The sequence below is a fragment of the Rhizobium sophoriradicis genome, assembly GCF_025200795.1.
Taxonomy (GTDB): Bacteria; Pseudomonadota; Alphaproteobacteria; order Rhizobiales; family Rhizobiaceae; genus Rhizobium; species Rhizobium sophoriradicis.
In genome coordinates this window covers 38,693-58,877 of record NZ_CP104152.1, presented here as the reverse complement: position 1 = coordinate 58,877, position 20,185 = coordinate 38,693, and the positions used below count along the sequence as shown (strand labels likewise).

Genomic DNA, 20,185 nt, shown 5'->3' with positions numbered 1-20,185 from the left:
ATTGAGGATCAACCGTCTTCAAACGGGTCTACGAGCTTGAGATCAAGCCCCTCGAAATCTCTGGTGTTGCGGGTGGCGAGCGTGGCGCCGTTTGCAAGGCAGATGGCGGCGATCATCGCGTCCTTGGTCTCCATCGGCCGTCCCGCCTTCCTGCGCTGCGCGGCCAGGAGGCCGTAACGATTGGCCGCGCTCAGGGAAAAACCGAGCACGCGGCCGGCAAATTCCGACTCGATCCTGTTGAAGTCGGATATCAATGTTGCCTTCCGCCTGCCGTCATTAAGAAGTTCAAGACCATAGCGCATTTCAGCGACGGCGATCGTCGTCAGGAAAAGCATCTCGACGTCGTAACCATCAAGCCAGCTCAATATCCGCTCGCTATGGGTCCTCCCCTGCAACTCGGAAATCACATTCGTATCGAGGACGATCATGTGTCGAAGCGCGGCGGTTCGCGGTCGTGTTCGTGACGAGATGCGGCGATAGCTTCCACTTCCTCATCGCTTAACTTTTCATCGCTCATCAGCGAGCGCAGGCGCTGCCCGGCGGAAGCCCCCGAACGCCCGACCGCAATCTGCCGGCGGATGATTTCGATCGCCTCTTCCGAAAGGCTGCGGCCATTACGCTGCGCGCTTTCCTGAAGTTGCCGCTTCATTGCGTCTGGAACATCGCGAATAAGCAGGTCACCCATTCGGCACCTCCATTATGATATCAACGATATCATAATGCTTTGTCGAATCATTTTCAACGCAACGCTCAGAGCGTCTTGGATTTCGCCGCCTTGGTGAACTTCTTGATCACCATCTCTCGCTTCAGCCGCGAAATATAATCGATGAACAGCACGCCGTTCAGATGGTCGATCTCGTGCTGCAGGCAGGTGGCGAGCAGGCCGTCGGCTTCCACCGTCTGTTCCTTGCCATTGCGGTCGAGATATTTGACCGAGACGACAGCCGGGCGTTCGACCTCGGCATAATAATCGGGAATCGACAGGCAGCCTTCCTCATAGACCGAGCGTTCGTCGGAGGATTTGACGATCTCGGGATTGATGAAGACCTGCGGCTGCTTTTCCTCGCCCTCGCGCGACACATCGATGACGAGCATGCGGCGCGGCACGCCGATCTGGATGGCGGCAAGACCGATGCCCGGCGCGTCGTACATGGTTTCCAGCATGTCGTCGGCAAGGCGCTGCAGGTCGGCGTCCACCCGCTCGATCGGCTGGGACAGCTGGCGGAGAATGGGATCGGGAAGAATGATGAGTGGCTTGATGGTCATGGGCGTTCCCATAACCCATCTTTTCCCACTATGGAATTATCCGGCAGGCGGGGATTGCTGTTTTTTGCATCCCCGCCCGGAATTCCGCCATATTTGTCTCACGCCGCCCGGCGGGCAGCAATGACCGAACGGCCGTCCGGCCTTGCCCGGAAGCGCTGCGCAGCGCGATCAGGTTCTCCACCTCGGCCGCGATTTTCGGCTTTGCGAACAAGACGCGCGGCCTCGGAAGATATTGAGGATCGCCGGTTGCGTTCACGTTTTGATCTATATCTTGCCGCATCTTCTGTTATGGTTGCGCCATGACCGTCACTTCCGAATCGCTCGCAGCTTCCGTCGCCTCCATCAGCCCGGCCATGCTGGCGCTGGCCGGCGGCGTTCTTGCAGCCCTCATCCTGCTGGTGATCGTGCTTTTTCTGCGCGCCGCCGGCCTTCGCCGCGAACAGGCGGAGGAGGCGGATCTGCGCGCCAGGGAGAGTGCGATGCGCATGGCCGAGCTTTTGAAGATCCAGGCGGAGATGCAGGGCCGCATCACCGCCATGGCCGAGGTCTTCGGCGCGCGGCAAAGCGAACTCAATCAGTCGATCAACCAACGCCTCGATGGCATGTCGCAGCGCATGAGCTCGACGATCACCGAGCAGACCAAATCGACGCATGAGAACCTGCAGCGGCTGCAGGAGCGGCTGGCCGTCATCGATGCCGCCCAGAACAATATCCAGACGCTTGCCAAGGATGTGGTCGGGCTGCAGGCCATTCTTTCCAACAAGCAGACGCGCGGCGCCTTCGGCCAGTCGCGGATGGAAACGATCGTCGCCGACGGCCTGCCGATGGGCGCCTATGCCTTCCAGCAGACGCTGTCGAACGGCTCGCGGCCGGATTGCACGATCCGCATGCCGAACGGCGCGCCGCCGCTCGTCATCGACGCGAAATTCCCGCTCGAAGCCTGGAACGCCATTCGCGACGCCGGCAGCCCCGAGGCCGGCAAGCTCGCCGGTCAGCAGTTCCGCCGCGACATGGAAATCCATATAAGGGATATTGCCGAGAAATACCTGATCCAGGGAGAAACCCAGGATACGGCCTTTCTCTTCGTGCCGTCCGAATCGATCTTTGCCGAACTCCACGAAAATTTCGAGCCGGTCGTGCAGAAGGCGCACCGGGCGCGCATCGTCATCGTCTCGCCGTCGCTGCTGATGCTGTCGATCCAGGTCATCCAGGCCGTGCTGAAGGACCAGCGCATGCGGGCGCAGGCGCATCTGATCCAGGGCGAGGTCGCGGCCCTGATGGACGATCTCGGCCGTCTCGACGAGCGGGTGCGCAAGCTGCAGGGCCATTTCGCCATGGCGCAGAAGGATATCGACATGGTGGTCACCTCGGCCGACAAGCTGACCAGGCGCGGCGCCAAGATCGAAGCGCTGGAATTCGAGGCGGGCGGCGATATCAGGCCGGCCCGCGACGACGAAGCCCCGGCCAAATCGGTGGAAAGCCGCACCGGTCTTCTCAAGCTTCGGGTGGTTGACGAGGAGTGACCGCTTCGGGCAGTGTCTGCCGCGCATTTCAGACAAGAGTTGGAGCATGACGTCGCCGGCATGTTCCAAAGGACGGGACATCCTCATGATCACAGTTTTCGGGTCCATCAACATGGATCTCATCGCCACGACAGGCCGCCTGCCGAAGCCCGGCGAGACGGTGGCCGGCAATAGCTTTGCCACGGCCGCCGGCGGCAAGGGCGCCAATCAGGCGCTGGCGGCGCGGCGCGCCGGCCGCTATGTGCATATGGTCGGCGCCGTCGGCAAGGATGGCTTTGCCGCCGACGCGCTCGCCCTGCTCGATGACGCCGGAACCGACCTCTCCCTCGTCAAACATGTCGACGGCCCCACCGGCACGGCGCTGATCCTCGTCGGCGGCGATGGCGAGAACATGATCGCCGTGGTCCCCGGCGCCAACGGCCGGGTGACGGCTGCCGATGCCGAGACCGCGGTCGGCAGGATGAGCGAAGGCGATATCCTCATGCTGCAGCTCGAAGTGCCGGTCGATGCCGTTGAACGTGCACTCTCGGCTGCCCGCGCCAAGGGCGTCACCAGCATCCTCAACCTGGCGCCGCTGATTGCCGATGCGCCGCGTCTCGGGCGCCTGGCCGATATCGTCATCGCCAACGAAACCGAGTTCGAGCGGCTCGCCGGACAGGACGGCATGGACGCCGAGGCACGCGAGGCGGCCCTTCACCGCCTGCACCAGGAGACCGGCCAGACGTTGATCGTCACACTCGGCGGTGATGGTGTCATCGCCATTCGCGACGGCGTTATTTCCAGGGCGCAAGGCCTGAAAATCGAACCTGTCGATACCGTCGGTGCGGGAGATACCTTCTGCGGCTATTTCACCGCCAGCCTCGACGAAGGCCTCGATTTTGCCTCGGCGCTACGCCGCGCGGCCGTCGCCGGCTCGCTCGCATGCCTCAAGGCGGGGGCGCAGCCTTCGATCCCGTCAAGCAAGGACGTCGCGGACAGAATATAGTTTCAGTCTCTTTGCGAAGCCGCCGAGAAACCCCGTTAGTTTTAAGGGAATTTCTGCGGCTTTCCTTGCCTCGACCAGTCGAGTTTCATTCAAATTTAAGGTATTTCCGGCGATCTTCCTCATGGTCGCCGGCGCCCTTCGTTTTTGCAGCCGGCCGCCAGTTCAAAGTGCTGCAGCGTCCCGTGGTGTCTTGAAAGACGCGCGCCGCTGCAGGCGGCTGCTCCATGACGGGCGATGCCTTCGCTCCTGCGCCGGAGAATGCCCGTTCGGCGTATCCTTGCCCGAGGACACCCATGTTTATTTTTCGCATGAAATCGCTTGCGGCGAAACTTCTCGTCATCACCGGCATCGCCATCGCGCTTGTTCTCATCGTCTCGAACTTTTTTCTCATCGGCCAGACACGGGATCGCGTCCAGACGCTGACGATGGATCAGGCCAACCTCGAGGCGAAATCGATCGCCAACGAAATCGCCGCCAATGTCGGCGAACTCGCCAGTGCCGCGCGCACTATGTCGGGCGTGATCGGCCGCGGCCATGAGGGCAAGTCGCTCGACCGCAAGGGCATGATCAATGTGCTGAAGGCCAATCTCGAGCAGAACGCCTTCGCCTTCGGCAGCTGGTTCTGCGAGCAGCTCGGCGCGCTCGACGGCAAGACCACCGAAATCGCCAACAATAATGACGAAGGCACGAACAAGAACGGCGCCTTCACGCCTTACTGGTCGAAGACCAAGGATGGCGGCGTCCAGTACTCGACCTTCGACAATGATTATACCGCCGAATGGTGGAAGCTCGCCGCCGACAGCGGCAAGGGCGCGATCACCACGCCTTACCTTGCCGAGGGAACCGATGTCCCGACGCTGCTGACCTCGATCGCCTATCCCGTCACGGCGGGCGGCAAGATGATCGGTCTCGCCGGCGTCGACATTTCGCTGAAGTCGCTTACCGACAAGCTGCAGGCGCTGCATCCTTTCGACTCCGGCCGCGTGACGCTGCTGTCGCAGGCCGGCAACTGGATCGTCGCCCCGACCCCTGACCTGATGACCAAGCAATATGACGGCGAAGGCGCCGACGTCGTCAAGGCGGCGCTGTCGAACAAGCAGCCCGGCCTCGTCAGGAACCTCGCCTATGACGGCCTCGATCCCTTCGACCGCGTCGTCTATCCCTTCGCCGTTCCCGGCGTCAACGCCACCTGGGTCGTGCTCGCCGATGTCCCGCACACCGCGATAAACGCGCCGGTTAACGACCAGACCTACATGATGATCATCAACGGCCTGATCGTGCTCGGCGCGGTTATGCTTGCGCTCTATTTCGCCGTCCGTTCCCTCGTTCAGCGGCCGCTCGGCGGGCTGGTGGCCAGCGTCAAGGCGCTGAGCGACGGCCAATATGAGGAGCCGGTCGCAGCTCAGGATCGGAGCGACGAGGTTGGTTCGGTCGCCAAGGCGCTCGAAGGCTTCCGCTTTGCGCTCGCCGATACAAGGCGCCTCGAAGACGAGGCTGCCAGAGAGCGGCAGGCGGCGGAGGCCGAGCGCGGCCGCTCGGAATCGGAACGCCAGGAATCGGTGTCGCTGCAGCGCCGTATCGTCTCGATCGTCGGCGCCGGCCTTTCCGAGCTGTCGCGGGGCAATCTCGGCCACCGCATCACCGAGGACTTCCCCGGCGAATACGGCAAGCTGAAGCAGGATTTCAACGCGGCGCTTGCTAGCCTCGAAGAGACCATCAACACCATGAGCCTCAGCGTCGCCAATATCGGCTCCGGCACCGGCGAGATCAGCAACAGCGCGTCCGACCTCGCCAAGCGCACCGAACAGCAGGCGGCAAGCCTGGAGGAGACGGCGGCCGCGCTCAACGAGCTCACCGCGCAGGTCGATTCCAGCGCCGATAATGCCCGAACGGCGGCCGACAACGTCAGCCTCGCCTGCCAGGACGCCGAAAGGTCCGGCGAAGTGGTGCAGAAGGCGATCGCCTCGATGCAGGGGATCGAACAGTCTTCGACGGAGGTATCGCGGATCATCGGCGTCATCGACGAGATCGCCTTTCAGACCAATCTGCTGGCGCTGAATGCCGGCGTCGAAGCGGCGCGGGCCGGTGAGGCCGGCAAGGGTTTTGCCGTGGTCGCCCAGGAAGTGCGCGAACTCGCCCAGCGCTCGGCCAACGCCGCCAAGGAGATCAAGACGCTGATCAACACCTCGGCCGTCCAGGTCAAGGAAGGCGTCGATCTCGTCGGGCGCGCCGGCGGCACGCTGCACAAGATCGCCGAACAGGTGATGGGCATCAACGACCTCATCCGGCAGATCTCGGCCTCCGCCAGCGAACAGGCCGTGGGGCTGAAGGAAATCAACCAGGCCATGAACCAGATGGACCAGGTGACGCAGCAGAACGCGGCGATGGTCGAGGAAGCAACCGCCGCCAGCGTAGCGCTCAACGACGAGGCACAGACGCTGAAAGCGCTCGCCACACGCTTCCGGGTCTCCGGTTCGGGCAACGCCGCTCAGCTCACCGCCGTCGCCCAGCAGATGCGCGCGCCGGCAACCTCAGCCGCTTCGCCCAGGACCGCAGCCCCGGCAGCCCGCCGACCGGCCGCGCCATCGCACGGCTCCGCCGCCTTGGCGCAGGACAATTGGGAAGAGTTCTGATCGTTCCGTTCCGTCTATAATGAAAAAAGGCGCCTGCGAAATCAGGCGCCTTTTTTGTCAGGAATAGACGCAGTTCAGGCCGCGTTCGAGGTCTGCTCTTCGTTGAGGAAGGCGTAGATCGCCGAGGCGGAATCGGTGGCGCGCAGCTTTGCCACGAGATCGTGATCACGCAGGACGCGGGCGATGCGCGACAGCGCCTTGAGATGATCGGCGCCGGCGCCTTCCGGCGCCAGCAGCAGGAAGACGAGATCGACCGGCTGGTCGTCCAGCGCCTCGAAATCGACCGGCTGCTCCAGCCGGGCGAAGATGCCGACGATCGAATGAATGTTCACCAGCTTGCCGTGGGGAATGGCGATACCGTTGCCGACGCCGGTCGAGCCCAGGCGTTCACGCTGCAGGATGACGTCGAAGATCTCCCGTTCGGAGAGCCCGGCGATCCTTGCGGCTCTTGCCGCCAATTCCTGAAGCAACTGTTTCTTGGAATTTACTCTGAGGGCGGGAATGATCGCATCCTGATGGAGCAAATCTGCCAATGCCATTTCTTTTTCCTTCTGTCGCCGGGATCAGATGTGCGGGGAAGCGGCGGCGATACCGCCGCTTACCGCCCTGATCTCAGCCTTTGATATTGGCCGAATCGATCCAGCCAATATTCCCGTCGTGGCGACGGTAAACAATGTTCAGATGTTCCTTGCCGGGGCTGCGGAACAGGAGAAGCGGCTCGTCGGTCATGTCGAGCGCCATCACGGCGGTGGCGACCGACATGGTCTTCAGCTGCTTCGTGCTTTCAGCGACGATCGCCGGGGCGAAATCGTCGGGAATTTCATCCTCGTGATCAGGAACGGAGTCCATGACCGTGTAGGAGACTTCTGCAAAACCATTCAGGTGGTTTCCGGCATGATGGTCCTTCAGCTTGCGCTTGTAGCGGCGCAGACGCTTCTCGATGCGCTCGGAAGCGGCGTCGAAGGCAAGCTGCGGATCGGTTGCTTCGCCGGCGGCATGCAGCACCACCCCGCTGTCGAGATGAAGCTTGCAGTCTGCCGAGAAACGAGAACTCGCCTTTTCCACGGTCACCTGGCCGGAATACCCCCCGTCGAAGTATTTCGTGATGGCCATACCAATTTGGTCCTCGATCTTTTGACGGAACGATTCACCAATTTCCATATGTTTCCCGGATACACGCACACTCATGGAGTTTCCCTTCTTATGGTCGTTTGCGGGTATCAGTTTACGCCAAGCCTCAGGTTCATCCAAGCACTTCGCGCAATCTCAAGCAAGATCGGCGTGGGCCTGCGGGCCCTCGGTGCCCTTGGGATGATGGGGATAACTTCAAAAGGCGCTCACGGCGTCGATTGCGGCGGGCTTCTAACCAGAGCTTACCAAAAAGTCAATAGGGCGGAAAATCGCCTGCGCCGATGCGCGGGAAACGTGCGGAGGATTCCTTGCCGACAGGCGCCCCACGCCGATCACCGCTTAGTGGCTTTCAACGCTTCGCGCTTAAGCTGTGCCGCCTTACGGGTAACATTATGGCGGTGATCACTGCTGGCCGGCTGGCGTCGACGGCTGCCCCTCACCCTAACCCACCGGGGTCGAGGCCGCGGCTCGACCCGGTTGGTGGCGGGCGGCGATCTCTTAGAGTGACAATTGAATTGTCTAAACGCTGAGAAACGTCTGATACCAGTAGAATCAACGCCGTGCAGCGAGTCCACCAAATTCGGACGGCTGGCGATGCGGTTCCGACCGAGCCCGGCACTTGGATGAGACCCGCGTCAGAAGCCCGCAACCTTGGCCAGCGCCCGCTTCTCGCGGCGGCGTTGGACCGAGGAGGCGATGTTCATCGCTTCCCGGTATTTCGCCACCGTGCGGCGGGCGAGATCGATGCCGCCCTTCTTCAGCATGTCGACGATATCGTCATCGGAGAGCACCGCGTCCGGGCTCTCCTGCATGATGAGGGCGCGGATCTTGTGACGCACAGCCTCGGCCGAATGGCTGTCGCCGCCTTCGACGGCGCTGATCGACACTGTGAAGAAATATTTGAGCTCGAAGAGGCCGCGCGGCGTCAGCATGTATTTGTTCGAGGTGACGCGGCTGACGGTGGATTCGTGCATCTTGATCGCCTCTGCCACCGTCTTCAGGTTCAGCGGCCGCAGGTGGTCGACGCCGTTGAGCAGGAAGGCATCCTGCTGGCGGACGATCTCGCTTGCCACCTTCATGATCGTCTTTGCCCGCTGATCGAGGCTGCGCGTCAGCCAGTTGGCGCTCTGCAGGCACTCGGAAAGGAAGGCATGATCCTCACCGTTCCTGGTCACGCGCGAAAAATAGGACTGGTTGACCAGCACGCGCGGCAGCGTATCCGGATTGAGCTCGACCAACCAGCCGCCGTCCGCGGAGGGCCTGACGACGACATCGGGCATGATCGCTTCGGAAACACCCGCCTCAAAGCCGCTGCCGGGCTTCGGATTAAGCTGGCGGATTTCACCGAGCATGTCGAGAAGGTCTTCCTCGTCAACGCCGCAGAGCCGCTTCAGCGTGGCGAAATCGCGCCGCGCCAGCAGTTCGAGATTGTCGACGAGCGCCTGCATGGCAGGGTCGTAGCGGTCCTTCTGCCTGAGCTGGATCGCCAGGCATTCGGCCAGGCTGCGGGCGAAAACACCCGGCGGATCGAGCGTCTGGAGGGCGGCAAGCACGTGTTCGACCTGTTCGACGCTCGTGCCGAGCCGCTCGCCGGTCTCGACGAGATCGGTCTGGAGATAGCCGGCATCGTCGAGTTGATCGATGAAATTCTGCGCGATCAACCGCTCGGTCATGTCAGGCAGGACGAAGGGGATCTGCTGAGCGAGATGGTCGCGCAGCGACAGCTGGCCGGCGACGAAATCGTCGAGATCATAATCGGCGCCCTCGGTGCTGCCCGGCATCGACTTCCACTGGCCGACAAGCTCGGGCGCATCGAGGCGCTGCGGGCCGCCGTCATCGGGAAAGACATTGGTATAGTTGGCGTCGAGCTCGTCGTTCAGCCGGCCGGTGCTCTCGCTGCCGCCATTGTCGTACCAGTCGCTGGAGAGCGCCTCAGCGCGATTGTCGGCGCCGTCGTCAGAGCCGGCATCTTCCGGCGGCTGGCCGAACGGCTCGTCCTCGCCGGCACCCCGTTCGTCACCCGCTTCGCCGTCGTTAGAAGGGAATTCGAGCAGCGGGTTCTTTTCCACTTCCTGGGCGATGAACTGATTGAGCTCGAAATGCGTCATCTGCAGCAACTGGATGGATTGCATCAGTTGCGGCGTCATCACCAGGGACTGGCTCTGGCGCAGGAAAAGATTGGCGGACAGTGCCATGACGGACGCGAAACTCCCCTCAATTCCTCCGGGAAACCGCGTCCAGTTAACGCCTCGGGCCACGGAAATCCAGTTGGCCCAAAAATTGCTTTTTTATCTCATTTGGTCAAGCGGAACTAAGTGGCAAGGTGAATTTCCGCGCCGGCGAGAGCATGACGGATGCCGATTTCAGGCCGTTTTAGCCCAAAATCAGCCTGATCCAGCGTCAGAGGCTGAATTTGTCGCCGAGATAGAGCCGGCGCACTTCCGGATTATTGACGATATCGTTCGCCCGGCCATGGGTCAGCACTTCGCCGGCATGAATGATATAGGCGCGGTCGATGAGACCGAGGGTCTCGCGCACATTGTGGTCGGTGATGAGAACACCGATGCCGCGCGCCGTCAGGTGATGGACGAGGTTCTGGATGTCGGCGACCGAGATCGGGTCGACACCGGCAAAGGGCTCGTCGAGCAGCATGAAGGTCGGGTCGGTCGCCAGCGCACGGGCGATTTCGAGACGACGGCGCTCGCCGCCGGAAAGAGCGACGGCAGCACTCTTTCTGAGCTTCTGGATATGAAATTCCTCCAGCAGCTCGTTCAGCTTCTGCTCGCGCTCGGCCTTGTCCTTGACATGCACTTCGAGGACGGCGCGGATGTTTTCTTCCACCGTCAGCCCACGAAAGATCGAGGCTTCCTGCGGCAGATAACCGACGCCGAGGCGGGAGCGGCGGTACATCGGCATGGTCGTGACGTCGTTGCCGTCGATTTCGATCGTGCCTTCATCCACCGGCACAAGGCCGGTAATCATGTAGAAACAGGTCGTCTTGCCCGCACCGTTCGGACCGAGAAGGCCGACGGCCTCGCCACGGCGCACCACCAGCGAAACGCCGTTGACGACGCGACGCGTCGCATAGGTCTTCGTCAGACCGCGGGCGATCAGCGTTCCCTGATAGCGACTCTTGTCGGCGGCACCCGCAGCTTGTGGCTCGGGCTGGCCGAACATGGTGGATAGCGATGATAATTTCACGTGGGAGGCCGGTTCAGTTCTGCTTCTGCGAGTTCGGCTGCGATTTCGGATCGAGCTGAATCTGGACACGCCCGCCGCAGCTTTCAAGCTCCGCCCGGCCGGTTTGCATGTGAACGGTCAGCTTACAGCCGGTGAAGACGTTCGGCCCATCCGAAAGAATAACCTTGTTTCCCTGGTCCGCCGTGAGGATGAACGTCTGCGCGGCCATGTCAAAACTGCCGTCATCGGCCGTCGCCGTCTGCGTGCCCGAGACCAGGTAGACCTTGTCCGTCACCAGGATCTTGTCGATATCGGCGCTTCCCGATGCCAGCGAGGCCGACTGCTCCGGTTTGGCTTCGGGTTGCGCCGCCGCGTCGGCGCCCGGCTTTGCCGCCTTGTCCTTGTAATAGACGGTCATCTTTCCGGACTGCAGCGTTGTTGTGCCCTGGACGACCTTGACATTGCCGGTGAAAAGGGCCGTGTGCTCCTGGTCGTGGATCTCCAGCTTATCGCTTTCGATCTGGATCGGCTGGTCGTTGGAAAGCTTCATGCCCGACATGGTCGTCGACTGTGCGCCCGCGCCCGCGGCCGTCAGAATAAGGGCAAATGCGCCGGCAATGAATGCTAAGCCAGTCTTGCAAGCTGAAATGCGACAATCTTTTGTCATGATGTCCCGGCTGGTTAGGTGCCCTGTTTATGGATGGTGGATGGATCGACATTCATGCGAACATTCCCCTCGAATGTGATTACCCGCCCCTTATCTGTTATCTCAAGCGTCTTCGCAACAATGGAGGCATTATCCTTGGTGATGGTGACGGGGTCGTCGCTGCGCATGTTGCCGCCCTTGATATCGAGCCGGGCGGACTGGAATTGCGCGTTGAGGCCGCTGCTCAGCACCAGGGTGAAGGGAGCCGTCATATGCAGATTGTCGGTGGCGCGGTTGTAATCGGCGGTCGAGGCGACGACGCGGGCGATCAGGCCGTCATTCATCGGCACGGCGGCCTTGATGGTCTCCAGCGTGATGAAATCGGGATTGCGGATATCCTGCAGCGCCCGTTCGGCGAGCATCGAATAGTTGATGCCGTCGGAATTGCGGCCGGCGATCGCCGGCTTTTCCATCACGACCTTGCCGTTCTCGATCTTGGCGCCTTCGAACTTGACGTTTTCGGGCAGGTAGATGCTGACCAGCGCCACCGCCGTGAGGCCAGCGGCGACGATGAGGGCCGCCACCGGCAGCAGGATCTTCAGCCGCCGCACCCGGGCGGAATGGAACAACGCGTCGCCATAGGCGCTCCTGCCGGAGCCCGCATAGGCGGCCTGTCCGTTGTTCTTCAGGGTATCGAGCATAGGTCTCGTTCCATGTGCGGTGATCGCCGCGCCTTCGTAACAAAGCCGGCCGCCAATCACAGTTCGTTTCGCATTATTACATTGGCTTGCCAATATGGAATTTTTTCTGCAACAAGCAACAAAATGGAAAAACATTAAAAAGTGGCATTCGTACGCGCCGCTGCCATCTATTTCACCGACGACCGGCGCCATGCCGACGCCGGGCCAGCGCTGGAGGTACCTCATGGACAGTTCGATCATCGCCGATCGCCGGCGGCTGCGCCGCAAGCTCGGCTTCTGGCGCATCGTCGCGGTGGCCCTCGTCGTGGCGCTTGGTCTGGCCTTCTACGGCTTCGCCTTCGGCGGTGCCGGAACCGAGCGCCCGCATATCGCCCATGTGACGATCTCCGGACTGATCGTCGATGACGACGAGCTTCTGGAGCGATTGAAGAAGGTCGAGACCAGCGATCAGGTCAAGGCAGCGGTAATTTCGATCTCCTCGCCCGGCGGCACGACCTATGGCGGCGAAAAAATCTTCAAGGCGATCCGTGCCATATCGGCCAAGAAGCCCGTCGTCTCGGACGTACGCACACTTGCCGCCTCGGCCGGCTATATGGTCGCCACTGCCGGCGATACGATCATTGCCGGCGACAGCTCGATCACCGGCTCGATTGGCGTCATCTTTCAATATCCGCAGATCCAGCCGCTGCTCGACAAGATCGGCGTGTCGCTGCAGGAGATCAAATCCTCGCCGCTGAAGGCCGAGCCCTCGCCCTTCCACGAGGCGAGCGAGGAAGCCAAGGCGATGATCCGCAACATGGTGATCGACAGCTACAACTGGTTCGTCGACCTGGTCGCCGACCGGCGCAAGCTGCCGCGAGAGGAGGCGCTGAAGCTCGCCGACGGCACGATCTTTACCGGCCGGCAGGCACTCCAGGCGAAGCTCATCGATACGATCGGCGGCGAGCCCGAAATCCGCGCCTATCTCAAGTCCCGCGGCGTCGATGCCGATCTGCCGATGGTGGACTGGGACAAGAAGAGCAACACGCCCTTTCTGCTCGCTGGGGCTGTTTCGCGGTTGATTACGATCCTCGGTTATGATGATCTCGTCAAAGGCCAGGATATTAATGGAATCCTACCCCCAAAGTTGCTTCTTGACGGGCTGCTTTCAGTTTGGCAGGTTGGCCACGATTGATAAGAAATCAATAATTTAAGGGGGCGACTGTGATCAAATCCGAATTGGTGCAGATTGTTGCGGCACGCAACCCGCATCTCTATCACCGCGACGTCGAAAACATCGTCAACGCGGTTCTCGACGAGATCACCGATGCACTGGCCGCGGGCAACCGCGTCGAATTGCGCGGCTTCGGCGCGTTTTCGGTCAAGAACCGCCCCTCCCGCTCCGGGCGCAACCCGCGCACCGGCGATACCGTCTTCGTCGAGGAGAAGTGGGTTCCCTTTTTCAAGACCGGCAAGGAGCTGCGCGAGCGGCTCAATCCCGGCCAGGCCGACGAAGAGGATTGAGCAGCGCAGGCTGTCTGCGGCGAAACCGCACTTGAACTCGACGGCGGTTTTCCTATTCTGCTGACGCATCGGCCCGAAAATCGGAAGCGATTTTCGGGCCGATGCGTAGATACAAAACGCCGCGCATGGAGACCTCAAATGGCCAAGAAGATCGTCAACCTCTTGATTCTGCTGCCGCTCGGCGTCATTCTCATCGTCTTCTGCGTCGCCAACCGGCAGAGCGTCACCCTCGCCTTCAATCCGTTCCGGCCTGACGATCCGGTGCTTGCGGTTTCGGCGCCCTTCTTCGTCTTCCTGTTCATCGCGCTGATCGCGGGCATGCTGATCGGCTCTGCCGCCACCTGGTTCACCCAGGGCAAACACCGCAAACGGGCCCGCACAGAGGCCAAGGAAGCCATTCGTTGGCAGGGAGAGGCCGACCGCCACCGGACGCGCGCCGAAGATATCGCCGGCCAGCTGCCGTCGCGGTAATGTTGTTGCCGGCGCGTCAAACCGGCAAGAAGCTCAGCTCCTCATAATCCCCCTCCGGCGACGCGCCGTTGCCGGTCACTTGGAAACCGTGCGAGAGGTAGAAGGCCTTCGCTCGCCGGTTGTTCACCAGGCATTTCAGCCGGTATTTATGTTGCGGCCATTCCGGCAGCGCCTGCAGCAGCGCCTTGCCGGCACCGAGACCCTGGAATTCCGCTCTTATGTAAAGCATGTGGATGAAATCGTCTTCCGGCCAGAGCGACAGGAAGCCGGCAAGTCTGCCATCGGCATGCTCGCAGACGAGGATCGTTTCGCCACTGGTATGGGCGGCAAAATCCTCGCGATGGAATTTGCCGGGATCGACCCAGACGAATGTCTGGCGCCGAACGGACAGATAGATATCCGCGAGCATGTCCTGGTCTTCTGCCCGCGGCGGCCTGATGGTCCACGTCATGATGAGCCCTTAAACCAAGCTCCTGCCGGCGCCAAGTTCACAGCGAACGGCACTCAATCGGCCACCATTTTTGCAACGACGGCGGCATTGAAATCGGAGAAGAAACCTTCGGCCAGCCTTTGCGAGGTCGAATCGAGCAGGCGCGCGCCGAGTTGGGCGAGCTTGCCGCCGAGTTCGGCCCTGCCCCGGTAATGCAGGATCGTCTCCGCGCCCCGCTCTTCGAGCACGACATCGGCGGCTCCCCTGGCGAAGCCGGCAAGACCACCCTTGCCTTCGGCGGACAGCGTATAACTTCTCGGCGCATCGACATTGGAAAGCGTCAGCAGCCCATGGAAAGTAGCCGACAGCAGGCTGAACTTGACCTTGATCGTCGCCTCGAAGTTTTCCGGCGACAGCCGCTCGATATTTTGGCAGCCCGGAATGCAGCCGCGCATGATCTCAGGATCGTTGAGCGCCGCCCAGACGACGTCCCGCGGCGCGGCGATGCGTTCTTCGCCGGTGAAATCCATTCGACAGCCCTATCTCCGATTCGCCTATCTTATCCCAGTGGGAAGGCCTTTTGCCAAGGCGCAGAGGAATGTTATCTGCCAATCCCGAGCAGGCAATAGGCGGCGCGGCATTCTCTAAGGCTCCTCATCCTGAGCCGCAGTCCGTGTCCGCTGCCCTTCCGCGCATGCACGTCCAGTCAAAGCTATGCTGATATTTTGACTACGCGCGCCTCAGACGGCTTGAAATAGACGCCCGCGCCGACACGCAGTTGATCCGGCACGGTTTTCTAGGCTACTGCATAATTCAAAGGGTGCGGCAGAGGACGCAGCCCCGTCAACATACCCCGATAGAGACGCGGAAGAGCACGTTGAAACAAAGAGAACGCCGGCCGGGCCAGAAGAAAACCTCCGGTCCTTCCGGCGAAAGCCGCAGGGACGACCGGGGCGGACGGCCGCCGAAGCCGGTTGCGCGGCCTGCGGCCAGCCGCGAGACGGTGCGCGAAGCTGCCGTGCCTGCCGCCGTCGAGCGTCCGTTGACGGCGCGCAGCGGCGAACGTCCGGCCGAGCGCGTACCTGTCATTCTCGACTCGCTCGGCGCCGGCGATTTCCACCTGATCGACAGCGGCGATGGCCAGAAGCTCGAGCAATACGGCCCCTATCGCATCATCCGGCCGGAGGCCCAGGCGCTGTGGCAGCCTTCGCTGCCCTCTCATGTCTGGGAAAAGGTCGATGCCGTCTTTACCGGCGATACTGACGAGGAAGGCACCGGCCGCTGGCGCTTCCCGAAAGCCGCACTCGGCGAGACCTGGCCGCTCAACCTGCTCGGCGTCGATTTCCTCGGCCGCTTCACCTCCTTCCGCCATGTCGGCGTTTTCCCCGAGCAGATCGTCCACTGGAGCTGGATGAAGGATCAGGTCGAAAAGGCCGGCCGGCCGCTGAAGGTATTGAACCTCTTCGGTTATACCGGTGTCGCCTCGCTGGTCGCCGCCGCAGCCGGCGCCGAGGTTACCCATGTCGACGCTTCGAAAAAGGCGATCGGCTGGGCACGCGAAAACCAGGCGCTCGGACGCATGGAAAAGCTGCCGATCCGCTGGATCTGCGAGGATGCGATGAAATTCATCCTGCGCGAGGAGCGCCGCGGCAGCCAGTACGACATCATCCTTACCGATCCGCCGAAATTCGGCCGCGGCCCGAATGGCGAAGTCTGGCATCTCTTCGAGCATCTGCCGCTGATGCTCGATGTCTGCCGCGCGATCCTGTCGCCGCAGGCGGCCGGCCTTGTGCTGACGGCCTATTCGATCCGCGCCAGCTTCTTTTCGATCCACGAGCTGATGCGCGAGACGATGCGGGGTGCGGGCGGCGCGGTCGAATCCGGCGAGCTGGTGATCCGCGAGGCCGGCCTCGACGGCAAAACGCCGGGCCGCGCACTTTCCACCTCCCTCTTTTCCCGCTGGGTGCCGAAATGAGCAAGGACTTCCACGATCAGGGACCGCGCAGGGTCGGCCAGGTGAAGGAAGTCACCTCGCTCGCCAATCCCATCATCAAGGACATCAAGGCGCTGACGAACAAGAAGTCGCGGGAGGAAAGCGGGACTTTCCTCGCCGAAGGGCTGAAGCTCGTCATCGATGCGATCGAACTCGGCTGGACGATCCGCACGCTGGTCTACGCCAAGGCCGCCAAGGGCAAGCCGCTGGTCGAGCAGATGGCGGCCAAGACCGTCGCCTCGGGCGGGCTGGTGCTCGAAGTCAGCGAAAAGGTGATCGGCTCGATCACCCGCCGCGACAATCCGCAGATGGTCGTCGGCATCTTCGACCAGCGCTGGAAGCCGCTCAAAGACATCCGACCCAGGGAGGGCGAAACCTGGGTGGCGCTCGACCGCGTGCGCGATCCCGGCAATCTCGGCACCATCATCCGCACAGCGGATGCGGCCGGGGCTTCCGGGGTCATTCTGGTCGGAGAGGCAACCGATCCCTTCTCCCTCGAGACCGTGCGCGCCACCATGGGCTCGGTCTTCGCCGTGCCTGTCGCACGTGCAACGCCGGAGGAATTCCTCGCCTGGCGGAAATCGGCCGGCGTTTCCGTCGTCGCGACCCATCTTGCCGGCTCGGTCGATTACCGCACGATCGACTACCGGAAAAAGCCCATCGTGCTCCTGATGGGCAATGAGCAATCCGGCCTGCCCGAGCAGCTCGCCAAAGAGGCCGACGCGCTTGCCCGCATTCCGCAGCAGGGCCGCGCCGATTCCCTGAACCTCGCCGTTGCCACCGCCGTCATGCTTTTCGAGGCGCGCCGCCATCTCCTCTCACTTGCCGAGGGCAAATGACTGAACAGACCTATGTGCGCCCCGCGCTGTTTTCGCGTCCGGCGCCGATCTTCTTCTTCATCGTCGCCGCCGTTCTGATCGACCAGATCGTCAAGATCGCCGTTGACCACTACCTGCCGCTGCAGGAGGTAGTGCCCGTCATCCCGATGCTGGCGCTCTACCGCACCTATAATCTCGGCGTCGCCTTTTCGATGTTGTCGGGCATGGACGGCTGGTTCATCGTCGGCATGCGGCTCATCATCGTCGCCTTCGTCATCTGGCTGTGGTATCGCACCGCCAAGGACCGCTGGCTCGCCCATCTCGGTTACGCGCTGATCATCGCCGGCGCGATCGGCAATCTGATCGACCGCTTCGCCTACGGGCATGTGATCGACTACATCCTCTTTTACACCGAAAGCTGGTCCTTCGCGGTCTTCAATCTCGCCGACAGTTTCATCACCATCGGTGCGGCCTGCGTCATTCTCGACGAGCTGCTGCTGCCGAAAAAGGTCGGCCGCTAAAATCTTATCGAATTCCTGAAGGCATTCGGAACGGGCCTCATGTTAGCCATATAGCATGCAGAACCTGGGACAGTTGCAGGAAAGATTGTCCGCCGCCTTCGGCGGACCCGCCGCCAAGCCGCATCAGGAGCGGATGGGGCAGTCCTCCCCGCGACCACGTACAGCGGCACCTCAGGAAGCCAATCAGGCCCGAGCGCCAGCGCCGACACGGCGCCTGCTGTTCTACTGGCTGAGCGGCGCCGGCCTGCTTGCCGCAACGATCCTCATGCTGCTTGCCCATGCCGGCGATCCGCTGCTGCTTCCAGGCGGGCTTGTCGTTCTCGGTCTTGCGGTGATTGCCGGATACCTCCTCCTGACGATCCGCCGGCACGGGGCAAACAAGCCCGGCCGCCAATCCCTGCCGGAGCGCAACGACGGCGCAAAGCTCTTCGCCGACGTGCACGACGTGCTCGGCGACATCACCCTCGGCCGTACAATGGACCGGCGCATCATCTCCGCCAACGATACGTTTCGCCGTCTGACCGGTCGACTGCATCCGGAGGGACGCAGCTGCGAGGAGATCGGCCTCGCCTTCCGCCCCGGTCCGATCCCGCATTGCTACGATGTCGAAATCTCGACACCGGAAGGCCAGCGGATTTTCGTCTGGCGCGACGTCGTCACCCGCGATCCTGCGAGCGGCCGCCTGCTGCTGCAGAGCGTTGCCCGCGACGTCACCGAAGAGAGGCTGATCGCGCAGGGCCGCGAGGAAGCCCGCCAGAAGGCCGAGTATAACAGCGCCGCCAAGTCCAGGCTGCTTGCCACCGTCAGTCACGAGGTGCGCACGCCGCTTTCCGGCATCCTCGGCATGACGCATCTGCTCGCCGAGACGCGGCTGACACAGGAGCAGCAGAATTATCTGGCGAATATCCGCCAATCCGGCCACGCGCTGACACAACTCGTCGAAGACCTGCTGGATTTCTCCACCATCGAGGTCGGCCGTTTCGAACTGCACCCGCGCTCCGAATCGCTGCGCAAGCTTCTCGAGAGCGTCGTCGAGATGCTTGCCCACCGGGCGCATGAAAAGGGTATCGAGATCGGCGCCACCGTGTCATCGGACGTGCCGGAGCAGATGAGCTTCGATCCGGCCCGGCTGCGCCAGGTTCTGTTCAACGTCATTGGCAACGCCGTAAAGTTCACCCAGGTTGGCGGCGTCTTCATCCGTGTCTCGCTTGACGCCGGCAACCTGTTGATCACCGTCGCCGATAGCGGTCCCGGCATGACGGCGGAGGAGCAGGCGCGCGTCTTCGGCGAGTTCGAGCAGGGCGGCACCGTCGCCGACAAGAGCGGCGGCACCGGGCTCGGCCTGGCGATCTCGGCCCGCATCATGCGCGAATTCGGCGGCGCATTGACGGTTGCCAGCGAAAAGGGCCTGGGCAGCGAATTCACCATCCGCTTTCCCGTCGATGTCGGCGGCGAAAGGTCCGAGCGGCGAAACACGCTGCTTGCCGGCAACAGCGTCGTGCTTTTGGCGCCGGCAGGTGCGGCGCGCACCGCCATTGCCGAGACCATCACCACGCTCGGCGGCATCTGCCATCTCGTCGGTGACGGCGAGACGGCGCGGGAAAAGCTGCTCGGAATGGCCAATGGCGGCCGCGGCCCGACCGATATTATCGTCGATCATCGCATGTCGGCGGAATTTTCCGCTCATCTTGCCGATCGCGCCGAAATCGCCGCCCTCGGCCTGCGCAAGGTTCTGCTGGTCAACCCGGAAGAGCGCAGCGCCCATCCGCTCGACCTGTTCGACGCCTGGCTCATCCGGCCGCTGCGCGAGCAGTCGCTGATCGATGTGTTGCGCGGGCGCATGCGGGGCATGGAAAAGCGCGACGCGCTGAACGACAATCAGCCGGGCTTCGGGCTTTCGGTGGCGGAGACGAGGGTGGCTGCGAGCGGGCTCAGCATCCTGCTCGGCGAGGACGATCCGATCAACGCCATGCTAGTGCGCGTCGTCCTGGAAAAAGGTGGGCACAAGGTGCGCCATGTCGAAGATTTCGAGACGCTGCTCGATTGCGCCCTCGGTGAGGCGGACGCCCGCCCCGACATCATCATCAGCGATCTGTCGATGCCGGGCGGCAACGGCATCGACATGCTGGGACGGCTGCGCGGCCACGAACGGCGGCTCGATCTTGCGCCCGTGCCGGTGATCGTGCTGACCGCCGACAAGAGCGACGAATCCCGCCGCCAGGTCTTGCTCAACGGCGCCAACCGCGTCATGGTGAAGCCGGTCGACCCGCTGCGGCTGCTGACCGAAGTACAGGCCGTCGCCGCACTTTCGGCCCGTCGGGCAGAGGCGCGATAGAGCCTGTGCGGCCACCACGCGCCTTGCCTCGGGAAATGCAATATGTCAC

21 protein-coding genes are annotated in these 20,185 nt (G+C 62.3%); 10 read left to right on the top strand and 11 right to left on the bottom strand.

Annotated elements, in window-relative coordinates:
- Positions 1–8 precede the first annotated feature (8 nt).
- From N2597_RS00285 to def, 3 genes are all read right to left on the bottom strand, one after another.
- A complete protein-coding gene (locus N2597_RS00285; protein ID WP_077991188.1) occupies positions 9–428 on the bottom strand; it encodes a type II toxin-antitoxin system VapC family toxin in 420 nt (139 codons plus the stop codon).
- Positions 425–685: a FitA-like ribbon-helix-helix domain-containing protein gene (locus N2597_RS00280; RefSeq protein WP_009991317.1), complete on the bottom strand. Its 261-nt coding sequence runs from the start codon at positions 683–685 to the stop codon at positions 425–427. Before N2597_RS00280 ends, N2597_RS00285 begins: the two co-directional genes overlap by 4 nt.
- Before the next feature lie 65 nt (positions 686–750).
- Entirely contained in the window at positions 751–1,266 is a 516-nt protein-coding gene (gene def, locus N2597_RS00275) for a peptide deformylase (protein ID WP_009991320.1), read from the bottom strand.
- 299 nt (positions 1,267–1,565) lie between these two features.
- Between def and N2597_RS00270 the strand changes: the two genes are divergently transcribed.
- From N2597_RS00270 to N2597_RS00260, 3 genes are all read left to right on the top strand, one after another.
- A complete protein-coding gene (locus N2597_RS00270; RefSeq protein WP_077991190.1) occupies positions 1,566–2,789 on the top strand; it encodes a DNA recombination protein RmuC in 1,224 nt (407 codons plus the stop codon).
- An 85-nt stretch (positions 2,790–2,874) separates the two neighbouring features.
- The gene (locus tag N2597_RS00265; RefSeq protein WP_106797038.1) at positions 2,875–3,774 is read left to right on the top strand and encodes a ribokinase; all 900 of its coding nucleotides are present in this window, start codon (positions 2,875–2,877) and stop codon (positions 3,772–3,774) included.
- Between the two features lie 293 nt (positions 3,775–4,067).
- Positions 4,068–6,407, top strand: coding sequence for a methyl-accepting chemotaxis protein (locus N2597_RS00260; RefSeq protein WP_183599671.1), 2,340 nt, complete (start codon positions 4,068–4,070; stop codon positions 6,405–6,407).
- Positions 6,408–6,481: 74 nt separating this feature from the next.
- Here the strand turns inward: N2597_RS00260 and ptsN are convergent, their stop codons facing one another.
- From ptsN to lptC, 6 genes are all read right to left on the bottom strand, one after another.
- Positions 6,482–6,946 (bottom strand): PTS IIA-like nitrogen regulatory protein PtsN, encoded by a 465-nt coding sequence (gene ptsN / locus N2597_RS00255; protein WP_183599669.1) that lies wholly within the window; start codon positions 6,944–6,946, stop codon positions 6,482–6,484.
- A 73-nt stretch (positions 6,947–7,019) separates the two neighbouring features.
- Positions 7,020–7,595, bottom strand: a complete 576-nt coding sequence (hpf, locus tag N2597_RS00250; protein WP_003570772.1) for a ribosome hibernation-promoting factor, HPF/YfiA family — start codon at positions 7,593–7,595, stop codon at positions 7,020–7,022.
- A gap of 578 nt (positions 7,596–8,173) precedes the next feature.
- Complete coding sequence (rpoN, locus tag N2597_RS00245; protein WP_183599667.1) at positions 8,174–9,733, bottom strand: RNA polymerase factor sigma-54; 1,560 nt, start codon at positions 9,731–9,733, stop codon at positions 8,174–8,176.
- A gap of 205 nt (positions 9,734–9,938) precedes the next feature.
- Entirely contained in the window at positions 9,939–10,715 is a 777-nt protein-coding gene (gene lptB, locus N2597_RS00240; RefSeq protein ID WP_038686526.1) for an LPS export ABC transporter ATP-binding protein, read from the bottom strand.
- A 37-nt stretch (positions 10,716–10,752) separates the two neighbouring features.
- Entirely contained in the window at positions 10,753–11,385 is a 633-nt protein-coding gene (locus tag N2597_RS00235; RefSeq protein ID WP_183599665.1) for an LptA/OstA family protein, read from the bottom strand.
- A gap of 14 nt (positions 11,386–11,399) precedes the next feature.
- The gene (lptC, locus tag N2597_RS00230; protein ID WP_038686522.1) at positions 11,400–12,065 is read right to left on the bottom strand and encodes an LPS export ABC transporter periplasmic protein LptC; all 666 of its coding nucleotides are present in this window, start codon (positions 12,063–12,065) and stop codon (positions 11,400–11,402) included.
- 223 nt (positions 12,066–12,288) lie between these two features.
- Here lptC and sppA point away from each other — a divergent pair, with 223 nt between their 5' ends.
- From sppA to N2597_RS00215, 3 genes are all read left to right on the top strand, one after another.
- Complete coding sequence (sppA, locus tag N2597_RS00225; RefSeq protein ID WP_096770671.1) at positions 12,289–13,239, top strand: signal peptide peptidase SppA; 951 nt, start codon at positions 12,289–12,291, stop codon at positions 13,237–13,239.
- A gap of 29 nt (positions 13,240–13,268) precedes the next feature.
- The gene (locus N2597_RS00220; RefSeq protein WP_003544934.1) at positions 13,269–13,568 is read left to right on the top strand and encodes an integration host factor subunit beta; all 300 of its coding nucleotides are present in this window, start codon (positions 13,269–13,271) and stop codon (positions 13,566–13,568) included.
- A 138-nt stretch (positions 13,569–13,706) separates the two neighbouring features.
- The gene (locus N2597_RS00215; RefSeq protein WP_064693582.1) at positions 13,707–14,039 is read left to right on the top strand and encodes a LapA family protein; all 333 of its coding nucleotides are present in this window, start codon (positions 13,707–13,709) and stop codon (positions 14,037–14,039) included.
- Positions 14,040–14,055: 16 nt separating this feature from the next.
- Here the strand turns inward: N2597_RS00215 and N2597_RS00210 are convergent, their stop codons facing one another.
- Both N2597_RS00210 and N2597_RS00205 read right to left on the bottom strand, forming a co-directional pair.
- Complete coding sequence (locus N2597_RS00210) at positions 14,056–14,490, bottom strand: GNAT family N-acetyltransferase (RefSeq protein ID WP_077991197.1); 435 nt, start codon at positions 14,488–14,490, stop codon at positions 14,056–14,058.
- Positions 14,491–14,543: 53 nt separating this feature from the next.
- Positions 14,544–14,999 carry an SRPBCC family protein gene (locus N2597_RS00205; protein WP_077991198.1) on the bottom strand — a complete coding sequence of 152 codons (456 nt, stop codon included), beginning with the start codon at positions 14,997–14,999 and terminating at the stop codon, positions 14,544–14,546.
- Between the two features lie 347 nt (positions 15,000–15,346).
- On the opposite strand from N2597_RS00205, the gene N2597_RS00200 reads away from it, so the two are divergent.
- The 4 genes from N2597_RS00200 to N2597_RS00185 are packed head-to-tail and all read left to right on the top strand — an operon-like array spanning position 15,347 to position 20,136.
- The gene (locus N2597_RS00200; RefSeq protein ID WP_096770672.1) at positions 15,347–16,444 is read left to right on the top strand and encodes a class I SAM-dependent methyltransferase; all 1,098 of its coding nucleotides are present in this window, start codon (positions 15,347–15,349) and stop codon (positions 16,442–16,444) included.
- A complete protein-coding gene (locus N2597_RS00195) occupies positions 16,441–17,301 on the top strand; it encodes a TrmH family RNA methyltransferase (protein ID WP_183599663.1) in 861 nt (286 codons plus the stop codon). The genes N2597_RS00200 and N2597_RS00195 overlap by 4 nt, the downstream gene beginning before the upstream one ends.
- The gene (gene lspA, locus N2597_RS00190) at positions 17,298–17,801 is read left to right on the top strand and encodes a signal peptidase II (RefSeq protein ID WP_038686508.1); all 504 of its coding nucleotides are present in this window, start codon (positions 17,298–17,300) and stop codon (positions 17,799–17,801) included. The genes N2597_RS00195 and lspA overlap by 4 nt, the downstream gene beginning before the upstream one ends.
- A gap of 55 nt (positions 17,802–17,856) precedes the next feature.
- Positions 17,857–20,136, top strand: coding sequence for a hybrid sensor histidine kinase/response regulator (locus tag N2597_RS00185; protein WP_183599661.1), 2,280 nt, complete (start codon positions 17,857–17,859; stop codon positions 20,134–20,136).
- Positions 20,137–20,185 lie beyond the last annotated feature (49 nt).

Excerpts from the sequence above, each read along its gene's own strand:
- N2597_RS00285 (WP_077991188.1), bottom strand. The coding sequence starts at position 428 with ATGATCGTCCTCGATACGAATGTGATTTCCGAGTTGCAGGGGAGGACC.
- N2597_RS00280 (WP_009991317.1), bottom strand. The coding sequence starts at position 685 with ATGGGTGACCTGCTTATTCGCGATGTTCCAGACGCAATGAAGCGGCAA.
- def (WP_009991320.1), bottom strand. The coding sequence starts at position 1,266 with ATGACCATCAAGCCACTCATCATTCTTCCCGATCCCATTCTCCGCCAG.
- N2597_RS00270 (WP_077991190.1), top strand. The coding sequence starts at position 1,566 with ATGACCGTCACTTCCGAATCGCTCGCAGCTTCCGTCGCCTCCATCAGC.
- N2597_RS00265 (WP_106797038.1), top strand. The coding sequence starts at position 2,875 with ATGATCACAGTTTTCGGGTCCATCAACATGGATCTCATCGCCACGACA.
- N2597_RS00260 (WP_183599671.1), top strand. The coding sequence starts at position 4,068 with ATGTTTATTTTTCGCATGAAATCGCTTGCGGCGAAACTTCTCGTCATC.
- ptsN (WP_183599669.1), bottom strand. The coding sequence starts at position 6,946 with ATGGCATTGGCAGATTTGCTCCATCAGGATGCGATCATTCCCGCCCTC.
- hpf (WP_003570772.1), bottom strand. The coding sequence starts at position 7,595 with ATGAGTGTGCGTGTATCCGGGAAACATATGGAAATTGGTGAATCGTTC.
- rpoN (WP_183599667.1), bottom strand. The coding sequence starts at position 9,733 with ATGGCACTGTCCGCCAATCTTTTCCTGCGCCAGAGCCAGTCCCTGGTG.
- lptB (WP_038686526.1), bottom strand. The coding sequence starts at position 10,715 with ATGTTCGGCCAGCCCGAGCCACAAGCTGCGGGTGCCGCCGACAAGAGT.
- N2597_RS00235 (WP_183599665.1), bottom strand. The coding sequence starts at position 11,385 with ATGACAAAAGATTGTCGCATTTCAGCTTGCAAGACTGGCTTAGCATTC.
- lptC (WP_038686522.1), bottom strand. The coding sequence starts at position 12,065 with ATGCTCGATACCCTGAAGAACAACGGACAGGCCGCCTATGCGGGCTCC.
- sppA (WP_096770671.1), top strand. The coding sequence starts at position 12,289 with ATGGACAGTTCGATCATCGCCGATCGCCGGCGGCTGCGCCGCAAGCTC.
- N2597_RS00215 (WP_064693582.1), top strand. The coding sequence starts at position 13,707 with ATGGCCAAGAAGATCGTCAACCTCTTGATTCTGCTGCCGCTCGGCGTC.
- N2597_RS00210 (WP_077991197.1), bottom strand. The coding sequence starts at position 14,490 with ATGACGTGGACCATCAGGCCGCCGCGGGCAGAAGACCAGGACATGCTC.
- N2597_RS00205 (WP_077991198.1), bottom strand. The coding sequence starts at position 14,999 with ATGGATTTCACCGGCGAAGAACGCATCGCCGCGCCGCGGGACGTCGTC.
- N2597_RS00195 (WP_183599663.1), top strand. The coding sequence starts at position 16,441 with ATGAGCAAGGACTTCCACGATCAGGGACCGCGCAGGGTCGGCCAGGTG.
- lspA (WP_038686508.1), top strand. The coding sequence starts at position 17,298 with ATGACTGAACAGACCTATGTGCGCCCCGCGCTGTTTTCGCGTCCGGCG.
- N2597_RS00185 (WP_183599661.1), top strand. The coding sequence starts at position 17,857 with ATGCAGAACCTGGGACAGTTGCAGGAAAGATTGTCCGCCGCCTTCGGC.